The sequence below is a fragment of the Methanobrevibacter sp. genome (assembly GCF_015062985.1).
Classification (GTDB): Archaea; Methanobacteriota; Methanobacteria; order Methanobacteriales; family Methanobacteriaceae; genus Methanocatella.
This window is the reverse complement of sequence record NZ_SUTI01000003.1, coordinates 15,615-28,444: the sequence shown is the minus strand read 5'-3', so window position 1 is coordinate 28,444 and position 12,830 is coordinate 15,615. Positions and strand designations below refer to the sequence as shown.

General features: G+C 35.0%; 9 protein-coding genes. 5 read left to right on the top strand and 4 right to left on the bottom strand.

Annotated features, from left to right (window positions below):
- Positions 1 to 241 precede the first annotated feature (241 nt).
- Positions 242 to 1,006 (bottom strand): hypothetical protein, encoded by a 765-nt coding sequence (locus E7Z77_RS01940; RefSeq protein WP_292749580.1) that lies wholly within the window; start codon positions 1,004 to 1,006, stop codon positions 242 to 244.
- A 154-nt stretch (positions 1,007 to 1,160) separates the two neighbouring features.
- On the opposite strand from E7Z77_RS01940, the gene E7Z77_RS01935 reads away from it, so the two are divergent.
- Entirely contained in the window at positions 1,161 to 2,105 is a 945-nt protein-coding gene (locus E7Z77_RS01935; RefSeq protein WP_292749578.1) for a 3H domain-containing protein, read from the top strand.
- The gene (locus E7Z77_RS01930; protein WP_292749576.1) at positions 2,098 to 2,676 is read left to right on the top strand and encodes a ZPR1 zinc finger domain-containing protein; all 579 of its coding nucleotides are present in this window, start codon (positions 2,098 to 2,100) and stop codon (positions 2,674 to 2,676) included. Before E7Z77_RS01935 ends, E7Z77_RS01930 begins: the two co-directional genes overlap by 8 nt.
- A 16-nt stretch (positions 2,677 to 2,692) precedes the next feature.
- Here the strand turns inward: E7Z77_RS01930 and E7Z77_RS01925 are convergent, their stop codons facing one another.
- On the bottom strand, positions 2,693 to 3,133 hold the full coding sequence (locus E7Z77_RS01925; RefSeq protein ID WP_292749853.1) for a hypothetical protein: 441 nt from the start codon (positions 3,131 to 3,133) through the stop codon (positions 2,693 to 2,695).
- A gap of 266 nt (positions 3,134 to 3,399) precedes the next feature.
- A complete protein-coding gene (locus E7Z77_RS01920; protein WP_292749574.1) occupies positions 3,400 to 9,030 on the bottom strand; it encodes a hypothetical protein in 5,631 nt (1,876 codons plus the stop codon).
- Positions 9,031 to 9,497: 467 nt separating this feature from the next.
- On the opposite strand from E7Z77_RS01920, the gene E7Z77_RS01915 reads away from it, so the two are divergent.
- Both E7Z77_RS01915 and E7Z77_RS01910 read left to right on the top strand, forming a co-directional pair.
- Entirely contained in the window at positions 9,498 to 10,634 is a 1,137-nt protein-coding gene (locus E7Z77_RS01915) for an adhesin (protein WP_292749572.1), read from the top strand.
- 17 nt (positions 10,635 to 10,651) lie between these two features.
- Entirely contained in the window at positions 10,652 to 11,335 is a 684-nt protein-coding gene (locus tag E7Z77_RS01910; RefSeq protein WP_292749570.1) for an MIP family channel protein, read from the top strand.
- A gap of 19 nt (positions 11,336 to 11,354) precedes the next feature.
- Here the strand turns inward: E7Z77_RS01910 and E7Z77_RS01905 are convergent, their stop codons facing one another.
- On the bottom strand, positions 11,355 to 12,044 hold the full coding sequence (locus E7Z77_RS01905; protein ID WP_292749568.1) for a nitroreductase family protein: 690 nt from the start codon (positions 12,042 to 12,044) through the stop codon (positions 11,355 to 11,357).
- A gap of 105 nt (positions 12,045 to 12,149) precedes the next feature.
- Here E7Z77_RS01905 and pyrH point away from each other — a divergent pair, with 105 nt between their 5' ends.
- Positions 12,150 to 12,827 (top strand): UMP kinase, encoded by a 678-nt coding sequence (gene pyrH / locus E7Z77_RS01900; protein WP_292749566.1) that lies wholly within the window; start codon positions 12,150 to 12,152, stop codon positions 12,825 to 12,827.
- Positions 12,828 to 12,830 lie beyond the last annotated feature (3 nt).

Here is a 12,830-nt window from a genome sequence, read left to right as displayed (position 1 = left end):
CCTTTTAATAGAGATGATAAAGCTCGGCATAGTATCCGTATCCTATTATTGCAGCTGCAGTGATGAAAAATATTGCAAAGCCTAATATTACCTTTGTTTTTGGTTTCATTTTAATCACTTTCATGTTTTTTAAAGAGTCTGTGTAACATTTAATGGATTACAGTTTCATGTGCGTATATTAATTTACTTTTGTATTTTTTAACTTTGATGAATAACCTCCATCATGGTTTAAAATAATATTTTAAAACCCTTTTGCTATGGTAATTAATATGCTTCCAACAGCCATTAGACATAGGATTACTATGATAAATTTTATAAGGCCAGAAGCGGTTCTTATCTCGAATGGGAAATATTTATTTGCAATATGTGGTGAAACTGCTATATAACAGATTAAAAGTGATAAAATAACACATATAGTAGTGTTTAATAGTGGAATAGTATTGTAAAGAATGGAATCTAAAAAATTATGTAATGCCATGCCTAACATTAACGCAGTCCCCATAAGAGGAACCCAAAAGAAAACAGGATGATACCCTAATACTTTTTTACAATATTTATTTCCAAATATGTCTTCAGATACTAAAATCCGGCTGTTATTATTGAATACATTTGTTCTCCACAATGTCAAAATACCTACAAAAAGAACGGCAAAAGAAAAACCAACAGCGGAGGTAATGCCACTTTCAATCAAACCGAAGCCAAATACTGCAATGGAAAAACCTAAATAAAATGAAAACAGCAGTAGATTTCCGCTTTGATAAGAAGCACCATTAAAATTGGGATCATAAATACCTATTTTTCTATCGACCCAATCTCCTTTATAAATTACAATAGTATAATAAATAGTTAATACAATAATCCCTAATAAAACAAAGAGGCATTTATTAATGTCTTTAAAAAAAATATAAAGGATAATCATAGATATTGGTATACTCGCACCGCATACAAGCAATGTTCTTAAAGCTGACTTTCTTCGTTCCTCTTTAGTGTTAATGTCCCAAGTCATGAATTCACCTCATTTCTAAAAAGATAATTATTAAAGTATACCTAATGATATCTAAATTAATATTAAAATATCTAATGAAAAAAACACCATTATAAGAATATATTTTAATCAAAAAAACACAAAATAATTAACATAAACATAGAGGAGAATCAACATGAGAAAGCCTTATGTTATACTTATCGGAAGCGCATCAGGAATCGGAAAATCAACAATTGCCGCCGAACTTGCCAAAAAACTGAATATAAAGCATTTGATTGAAAGCGATTTTATAAGAGCGGTTGTGCGCGGAATTATCGGCAAAGAGTATGCTCCAGCACTCCATAGCTCATCTTATGATGCTTATAAGCATATCAGAAACAAAAGCAGATACAAAAATTATGACGAACTTGTATCTGCAGGATTTGACGACCATGCATCATATGTGATTCCTGCATTGGAAAAGATCATTCAAAGGGCGATTACCGATTATGACGACATCATTATCGAAGGGGTGCATCTGGTGCCGGGACTGATTAACACCGAACAGTTCGAAGACTATGCAAACATCTACTTTTTCATATTGTGTTCCGATGAGGAAGCGCATAAAGAAAGATTTGTGAAAAGGGCTGTCGAGATTCACAGAGGCGGAAAACAGCTGGATTTCTTCAAGGAAAATAGGATCATTCATGACCACCTGTTATCCCAGGCACGGGCCAATGATGTTAACATAATCCAAACAGAATCAATCGAATCGACCTTGGAAAAGATCCTATCCGTTATCAACAGGTCCTGCACTACGGTCAAACTGATCAATAACATTGACGAGCTGGAGGATGTAATCGACATCATAATCAACAAAAATAAAGGCACCCTGGAGAAAATCACCTACAACATCAAAGGGTTCAGGGAACCTTTAATCAGAAACGTCGGCGTGTCCGATAGTGCATCCGCCAAAATGTTTATAAAAAACATCAATGAAAATAAAGATAAAAAGGAATACTTATCACAATTATACGAATTATCGGAGTATAGGAAAACCACTATCTGTGCTTCAAACCAAGAAAGTTTAGATAAGATCATCAGAGAATTAAAAGTGAAGGAGTATGTTATAGATGAATGAAGATAACCTTGCTGAAATGATTATCAAATGTCCTGCATGCGGAATTGAAGGGGTCGCAAAATCAATAATGAAGGAACTTGACATTCCTCATTTTGGAAAAGTTTTGGAAACAACAATACAATGTCCCAAATGTGGATACAGACACAGCGATGTAATAGCTTTAGAGCAGAATGACCCTGCCAAATATGTCATTGAAATAAATAAGAACAATTTATCCGTTAGGGTCGTCAGGTCACAGTCCGCCACAATTGAAATACCTGAAATTGGCGTTAAAGTCGAACCCGGACCAAAATCCGAAGGATTTGTAACAAACGTAGAGGGCGTTCTTATCCGATTTGAGGATGCAGTTAAAAAAGCTTTGAATTTGTTTGAAGATGCACAGTCACAAGAAAATGCAAAAAACACTCTTAAACAAATTGAAGATCTTAAAAAAGGAAACGGAACCGCCACTTTAATAATGTTGGATCCATTCGGTCAAAGTAATATCGTGAGCGAAAAGGTTGAAGTCTCTGAAATTCCCGAAGAGGAATTGAAACAGTTAAAAACAGGTTTCTACCATATTGAAGAATAAAAAAAAAGAAGAAAAATTATTCTTCTTCTGTTTCTTCATCATCTATAGGTGCCTGGAAGGTGAAAGTGTCGTCTTCCACAACATCTTTTAATTTTAAAGTTTTTTGTACATCCATAGCTAATGCGTTACAGTCAGCTTTGATAGCTTCCAAGTGTAATAAAATTCTTTCTTTTTCTTGATTGATTCTTTCAATGTTAGTGTATGGGTAAGTACATTCCTTAAACATTTCATACTCGATTGTGGTGTATGGGTAATCGTTTAATTGTTTACATACATTTTTTAAGACAGAATAAAGGAAATTGTTCATTTCCACTTTTACCCTTTCCCTAATCATTTTGTCATCATCAAGATTTTCTTTCATTAAACGTACAACTTCGGCTTTAGCGAAAGGTAATTTTTCTTCGTCTTCTTCGACGAATTCTTCAGAATTTGCATCAATCATTTCTTCAGCCATGATTACACCTCATTTATGTTTATTCAATAATATTGATTCACTCTACGAATTTCTAAAAAAAATATCATGTCATCAATATCTAACGATATATTTGACCTAACTTTTATTTAAAGGTTTTGTTTTAATTGAAAAATTGAAGCATTATTTTAGGGTTTTATCACGTACTATATAAAATAATTAATCATGAAATTAATAATTTTGATACTTGCGAAATTTGAAAAAATCGTTTGAAAAAAATAAAAAGAAGTAGCTTAAAAGCTACTTTAAATTCATCTTTTTTTAAGCATATTGTCAGTACTGAAAACAATTGAAAACAATAGAACCATTATTAATAACATTATAGGATTAGCAGTACTGTGTTTTTGGATAACTGGCATTGGAGAATCAATATTTTGAGATTTCACAGGATTATCAGTGATTGATTGATTTTCAATGATTGGTTTATCCTCATCTGTGTCATTAGTGCTGTTTTGAACTACTTTAACAAGGACACCATCCTCATTATCGCTATCATTAGTATCAAAGGCATCACTTGTCACGGAAACAATATTTTCAAATATTCCTTCACTTATAGGTTCAAACACTATCAATAAAGTTTCTTCACCACCTGACACCAACTCATCAATGTACCATTCATTCTTGAGAGGGTCGTATGAACCTTTGCTTTCCTTGAATGACCTCAAAAGTAAAGAACTGTCAAACAATTCTGTGACTTTAACATTTAATGCGTTGTCCGGACCGTTATTAACGACCTTAATGGAATATTCAATCAAATCTCCAACTTTGTATTCATATTTGGAAACTGTTTTTGAAACTGATAAATCCGCTGCAGGCGGAACATCGATGCTTTTTTCAACTTCATTGTCTGACAAATCAGGATCCTTTTCACTGCCATAAACAATAGCTGAATTAACAATATTGCCTGTTTCAATAATCCTACAGATAATATCCAATGTTTTTGTCTCGCCAACTTTCAAATCGCCAATTTCCCAGATTCCTCCAATATATTCACCATCACCGTCTGATTCAATGTATTCCAAAGAATCTGGTAGGATATCTTCAACAATGACTCCTGTTGCATCATTAGGTCCATCATTTGAAACTGTCAGTGTCCATTTTACGAATTCTCCATAGTTTGCACTTGAAACATTAGCCATCTTTTGAATGCTTAAGTCTGAAAGAGGTGATGCCTCAATGAATGATTCATCATAGTTGTTTGACATGTCAATATCGAATTCGCCGGCTATCGCGGATACATTGTTCACAATAACTCCCAAACCGTTAACATAACATGTGATGTTGAGATATTCACAGTCTCCTTTATTTAATGAATCTATATTCCAGACACCATCTCCATAAACCCCTTTTGTGGATTCATAGTTATGGAAAATTAGATTTTCAGGCAAATTATCTGAAATGAGGATATCAGTTGCTTTGTCGGGACCATTATTTTCAACCTTAATCATCCAAGTTACAATGTCTCCAAAGAAAGGACTCACATTATCTGCCTGTTTTGAAACGCTGATATCTGCGGCAGGAGCTATACTGACAGATTCATTATCCTCATTATTTGTCATGTTGCAATCATATTCCCTTCCGGAAACTCTTGCAATATTTGTCATGTTTCCTGTTTTGTTCACTTTACAGACCAGTTGCAATGTTTCGATTTCATTTTTCTCAAGGCAGCATAAGCTCCAGATGCCTTCATCGAAAAATCCTTTAGTTGCTGTGTAATCAACCAATATCAGTCCGTCAGGAAGAATGTCTTCAGCTATAATATCGGTTACCTTGTCAGGTCCGTCATTTGAAACAGATATGATCCATTTAATTAAATCCCCATAATTGGCTTCGCTAACATTAACTGTTTTGACAATTGACAAATCACCGGATTTATCGATAAATACTGTATCTGAAGCGTTATTGTTTGACAAATTATAGTCAAACTCATTGGCTGATGCTGATACTGCATTAGTAATATTTCCTGTAGCATCAACTATTGAAATAAGATTCAATCTAACTGACTTGCCAGCGCCCAAGGACTTAATTAACCAAGTTCCTGTTTCAGCATCATAATTACCGCTTGCATCAACGACTGTTAAATCATTAGGAAGAATATCCCTGACTACAACATCATGGGCCACGTCAGGACCTCTATTAAAGACCACAACACTCCAGCAAACCATATCTCTGAAATTAGGATTGGAATCATTTACAAGCTTAACCACTTCCAAATCACATGCAGGAGCAACACTGATAACATCCTCATCAAAATTATTGGACAAATTCCAGTCAAACTCTTTGGAATTGACATTCACATGATTAGCAATTTCACCAGTCTCATTCACACAGCAGACAAGAGTCAACTTAACTGACTTGCCCACACCCAATGACTTAATCAGCCAGAATCCTCTTTTAACATCATAATTGCCAGTAGCATTAATGAAAATCAAGGATTTAGGCAGAATATCACTGACTTTTATATCATGAGCCACATCAGGACCATTATTCAAAACAACAATGTCCCATGCAATCACATCGCCAAAATCGGGGTTTGGATTGCTTGCTTTTTTAGTCACTGACAAATCAGCGGCTTTTGGAACATCAATTTGCAATTCATCATGATTATTGCTCAAATTATTGTCAAACTCCCTTGAAGTGACATCGACAATATTTTTTATCTCTCCAGTCCCATTTACCCTGGAAATAAGAGTCAGATTTACAGACTTGCCTGCACCCAATGAGTTTACAAACCAACTATTATTTTTTGCATCATAATATCCGGTAGCATTAACATATATCAAGGATTTAGGAAGGATATCCTGCACTCTGATATCATGAGCAGCATCAGGACCCCTATTAAAGACCACAACACTCCAGCAAACCTGATCTCCGAAATCAGGATTGGAATCATTTACAAGCTTAACCACTTCCAAATCACATGCGGGAGCAACACTGATAACATCCTCATCAAAATTATTGGACAAATTCCAATCAAATTCGTTAGCGGAAACATTGACTGCATTTTTTATTGTTCCTGTTTTATTAACCTTGCAAACGATAGTTAGCTTAACTGACCTGCCAACATTTAAGGAGTACAGTAACCAAGCATTGGTTTTGACATTATAATATGATGTGGCATTGACTAAAACCAATGACTCCGGAAGAATGTCTGACACCTTGATATTATGGGCAACATCAGGACCGTTATTCGAAACAACAATCTTCCAACTGATTAAATCCCCAAAATTCGGATTGGAATTATTGGCTGATTTAGTAACCTTCAAATCACAGGCAGGAGCAACATTAATGACTGATTCATCAAAATTATTGGATAAATCCCAATCAAATTCATTAGAGGAAGCATTGGCAGCATTTTTTATTGTTCCTGTTTTATTTACTTTGCAGACAAGAGTCAACTTAACTGACTTACCGACACCTAATGACTTAATTAACCAAGTTCCTGTTTTTCTATCATAATTACCTGTAGCATCGACAAATATTAAAGATTCCGGAAGCTTATCATTCACTTCAACATCATGTGCAACATCCGGACCGTTATTCAAGACCACAACAGTCCAGCAAATCAAATCACCGAAATTAGGACTTGAATTGTTAACCTTTTTAGTTACTTTCAAATCAGCGGCTTTTGGAACAACAATTTGCAGTTCATCATGATTATTGCTCATATTTGTGTCAAATTCATTTCCTTCGACGTTCGCTTTATTTGTAATCACACCAGTCTTGTTGACTAAAGTAGTTATCTTAACAATGATTGTTTGACCCGCATTTAGGGAACCAATGTTTAAAACTCCTGTTTTTGGATTATATTTTCCATTGGTGTTATCCTTTTGCCAAACCAAAGCTTCCGGCAACACGTCATGAACAACAACTCCGGTTGAATTATTCGGACCAGCATTAGTTACATTAAGTGTCCAAACAACTGAATCACCATATGATATGCTCTTTTTGTTAACTGATTTTGAGATTTTATTGTCGGTTTTTGGAATAACATTAAATGTTGTAGTGTTTGTTATTTCCTTATAATAATTGTCTTCATAGTGTTTTGCAGTGACATAATATTTTCCAGGCCTTAAATTGCTAAGCTTGAATGAAACTTGACCCAAGTAACTGGAATTTAAAGACCTATTGTACACTACAGAACCGTCTTCATATTTGACAGTCATTAAAATCCTCATATTATATTCACGGTCATCCTGATATAGTTTACCGCTATTTGTTGCACCGGAAACTGGATGTTGTCCGTCAATTTCTATTTTATCAAAATCGGCAGCATTATAAATTGCATTTGATACAGCCAGATTATCATAGTCAGCAATGTTGTTTCCGCCATAAATTACTGATTTAATTGTTTCAACATCACCATAGTAAATGTCACGAGCCTGAATCGGCAATGCATAAACCCATGCCTGATTCTGATACAATGTGTTGTTGATTAATTTGAATTCGACACCGTATTTATCAAAGTAAAGGGCACTTCCGTTTCTTGCGGTATTGAGTTTGAAAATATTGTTTTGGGCCAATGCCTTGGTACTGTTTACATAGATTGCTCCACCCAATCCATCATTCAATTTAGTGACATCAGGTATTGCTTCATTAGCTATGAATCTGGAATTCCTTATTGTTGTATCATTTCCTTTAATGTAGACTGCTCCTCCATCAATGTTTGCAATATTTCTTTCGAAATCTGAATCTATTATTTTAACATCAAATGCTTCAATGTTAACGGCACCACCATATTGGGATGCATAATTGTCTTCAAAAGTTGAATTTTCAATTTTTATATTGAATCCGTCAAGTTTGACTGCACCGCCTAATGGAGCCTGATTTCCAATGAATTTTGAGTTTGTTATATTCAAATCCATGAAATCATGATTTAACCAGATTGCAACTGCACCACCGTATTTTTTTGCGGTGTTATTTATTAAAGTACAGTTATTAAGGTTTCCGGATGCGTGATAGGTTAATGCTCCTCCGAAATCTGCACTGTTATTGATGAATATGCAATTGTAATATGATGATCCATTCCTTACACAGCCTGCACCACCATGGGAAATGCTTCTTGATGATTGGGCCTTATTGTTGATGAATGTTGAATTTACGACAATCCCGTATGAAACATTTGTATCCAAACCGATTTGTATTGCTCCGCCATAGCATGCCTTGTCATTATAAACGCTGTTAGAATCAAACCTGCAGTTTATGATTTTGAAATGCTGGCCAAAAGCGCCCAATGCACCGGCGGCAGTGCCGGCAACATTATTCGTGAAATTACAATTTTTAACTGTCAGACCTTCAGCAACTTGGGGAAGATATGATGTATATACTGCACCAGACCCCCCGCTGGCATGATTGTTTTCAAAAACACAATTGTCCAATGTAATATTTCTGGCATTTATCCTGATAGCTCCTCCCTTATCATCCGTGAATCCGTTTATAAATTTCAGATTGCTTAATACTGATTGTGAACCTTTTTCATATATCCTAAAAATATTTGTTAAGTTTTCACCGTCCAATGTAGCCTGTGAAGGTGAAGTTATGGTTAATCTCTTATTGATTACAACCGATGCATTTTCACCATTCGCTCCATATTCTCCATTTAATTCTATCTTGTCTCCGTTACGTGCTATATTAACTACATTCTGAATATCTTCAAAAGTACCTCCATTCATTGTATAAATATTAAAGGGCATTTCATCTTCTTGAGAATCTTTTAGTTTATCTTCCATGTCTAAATCCAATTCCATTTCATTTGTATCATTTAAATCGGCAGCATATGCCTCTTGCATGTCTAATCCGGCAGATGCCAACATCATTAAAATGATGAGCAATGAAATTAGGAAAGGTTTGCCAATAACTATCTTTTGAATATCTTTTAACATTTTATTACCTCTGGCGAGGACAATATAACTACTATTAATTAACAAAAGCTATTAATCAGCAATTAAACTTTTTATTTTCTATTAATATTTAAAAAGAATAAATTCTAAATCTTAAATTTGAAAAATAACTAAAATTTAAAGGTTAACTATATATTAGAAACCTTTCACAAAGAATTTTTTTAATCAAATCCCATGCCAAAATTCAAGGATATTCTTCAATTCAATGAGGAAAATATACTTTTTTAAATCTGTTGTGAAATTAACTGAAAATAAAAGATAATCTTTTTAAATCCTCAAAAAATCTATTAAATTAAAAATTATTTAAATTTTTTGTTACAAACGAATATACTTTCTTTAAACGAGAAAATATCAAGTTATAATCTAAATTTAATATAACAACATGAAAAAAATATTTTATTGAGAAAGTTGATATATTAAAATATAATTGAACATCAAGGGATAGGAAAATGAAAAAAGGAATTGTGATAGTACTCATGGCATTACTGATAATTGCACCAGCAATACATGATGTAAGTGCATCAAAAACTGTATTTTTAACTTCAGATTCTCTTAATGACCATGATACTGATTTAAATATGTTAAATTCGATTAAAGATTATATCGAAGAAATAAGTGGTGGAAACCTACAGGTAATAGTCGATAATGAAGCTCCTGCACCTGGCGAAGGGTGGAGAGCAATACAGGTAACAAGTGACGTGAGCGTTTGTTTTTCAGCATCCGATGCTGGAAATTATCTGCAGCTGGCACAGGCAACAACCAACTCAAATAAGACAATCGTATTTGTTAATACCGGAGATTATGATTTGGACAATCATACCAATTTCCTCAGAAGGGCATGGGATGACAACTATTCAAATGAATCACTTGCAGGAATGCATGATCCTGGAACTTTCATAAAAAATGCCGGAATTTTTTACATCCAGCCTACTAAAGAATTCCCGGAAAACGTCGACGACGGAAATCTGGTCAGATCCAATGATGAAATGAACAGGAGAATTGCTGAACAGATTGTGGAAATTGTTAACAACAGTGGAGATGTGAACAAAACATTAAGCGATGATTTGATTGTAACAAACAAGATTTCCCCGGCTGGAATGGCTAATGCAAGCAAAATGCTTGTACATAGTGGGGATAAAGAAATGAAAGGACCATACGGGTCATATTCCACACCTCAATTGCTATACCAAATTAGTTCTTATTTGGATGGAAGCGGAATTGACATACCTAAAGAATATAGCGAACCGGAAAATCCTCTTGGAATTTCATACTTAACAAAAGACACATATTCTATTTATGATTACTTCAAAATGGGCGGAATCGTTAAAAAATATATGGATGAAAATGGAAGAGCACCCGATTCCATTGAGTATGAAGGAGCCCACATAAGTTACTATGATCTGGTCTATAACTTTGCAAAAATAACACAGAACCACAGTGATGCAAAACATATGGGCTTTGACAGCGAATATCACTTCGAAAAAGTAAACGATTCAATATTACTTAGAATATTCCCATTTGTTTTAGTAATTTTCGTATTGTTGGTTGCATATAAACTATATGGAATGTTCAGAAGACGTTTATAAAATAGAGGGCTAAAATAATGAAAAGATATATCTCAGAATTAATCGGAACAATGGTACTTGTCCTATTCGGATGTGGAAGTGCAGCAATAGCAGGTTCCCAATTAGGAACACTAGGCATAGCATTAGCATTCGGATTGTCAATTGTGGCTATGGCTTATGTTATTGGCGACATCTCAGGATGCCACATCAATCCTGCAGTTTCAATAGGCATGTGGATTGATGGCAGATTGGATGAAAGAGACCTTGCCATGTACATAGCGTTCCAATGCATAGGAGCAATAATAGGCATTGCTCTTTTAGTGACAATTATCAATTCAGCACCGAATCTTGGAGTATATGCTGCAACAGGATTGGGTCAGAACGGATTCGGTTCAGCGTCAAGCGTTGGATTGAATGTGACCGGAGCCATCATTGTTGAAATTATCCTAACATTCGTATTCGTATTTACTGTGCTTGGCGTTACTAAAAAAGTAGAAAACGGAGCCGTTGCAGGTATCGTGATTGGTTTGACACTTGCATTCGTGCATATAATGGGCATTCCATTAACAGGCACTTCAGTCAATCCTGCACGAAGTTTGGCACCTGCATTATTCCTTGGTGGTCAGGCCCTTGAACAGGTTTGGGTATTTATTCTAGCTCCAATCGTTGGTGCCATTATTGCCGGTGCAGTATACAAAGAGTTGACTTCAGAGGATGATTAATCCTCTAACCTTTCTTTTTTTAAATCCTGATGCTTCCAACATATGTATGGCCTTTGACATCTTCAAAATTAGCTTTTTTATTGAATTTGAAAGTATCCTCATTGGACACATACAGATGTGCAAGAGCTATTCCCACATCAATTGAATTCCATTTTTTCATGAACTGACGCTTTATGATATTCTGCTTTGCCTTATATACATCAAAACCATCATCGGAATGCTTGAAATACCATGGCTGTGAATTGATGGATGACGGAGCAAGCTGAGCCGGAACCAGCCTTTCATCTTCAGCATCACAAATTTCAGATAAGGATTTCCTTTTGAATTTGTCTCTAGACCTGGTCAAATCGTCTGATTTGCCAAAAGCGATTGATATTACAAAATCGGAACTCTTCTTTTTTGGTGAAGCCAATCCAACCCAGCAACTGCCTATGCCGATGCCCTGAAGATAAAGGCATAGCTGTTGAAATATAAATCCCATATCCATGTAATTTTCCTTTTTATCCACATATACCGCCAGATAATATGGGGCGGAAAAACGTGCGCGATTAGTGACTTCATCAAGTGTCAAAATATCATAATGATAATCGATATCATCATTTAAAGGTTTGGCATGTGACATGAATTCATGGATCGGATTCATGTCCAGTTCATCATCCAGATACTTTCGGCAGGATTTTCTAACGTAAATTTGTTCTTCCAGATTCATTAGAATTAATTATAATTTTGATTATTAAATATTATTTGGTAAAATATTATAATGAAATTAAAATTTAAATAAGATTTAACAAATACATAATTATAAGGTGAATATATGAAAATTGTAATTGCAATTGGAGGATCAATTTTACTTAAAGAATATGATTGTAAGAAATTCCAAGAGTACAGTGCCATATTAAAGGATTTAACCAAAGAACATGAACTGTTCGTTGTTGTTGGAGGTGGAAAACCTGCAAGGGAATATATCAGCGTAGTTCGTGATTTGGGAGCCGGCGAGGCACAATGCGATGATATTGGAATTGAAGTTACAAGAATCAATGCAAAACTGATGTTGGCCGCACTTGGCGATGCTGCTTATCAAAGAGTGCCTCACAATTTCCAGGAAGCATTGGAGTTTTCAGCAACAGGAAAAATAATCGTTATGGGCGGAACCGAACCTGCACACAGTACAGATGCAGTTTCAGCAATCTTAGCGGAATTTGTTCAGGCAGACAAACTCATTAACTTAACTTCCGTTGACGGAATGTACACCAAAGACCCTAACAAATTTGATGATGCAGAACTCGTTCCTGAAATCACAGCAACAGATTTGCTTGAATTTTTAAGCGGCAAGGACGTTAAGGCCGGAACCTATGAATTCTTCGATACAACTGCAGTTCAGATGATTAAAAGATCAGATTTGGAAACCGTCATAACAAACGGTTTTGAACCTGAAAACCTAATCAAAGCAGTCAATGGAGAAAACATAGGAACAAGAATTATTAATGAATAGGTG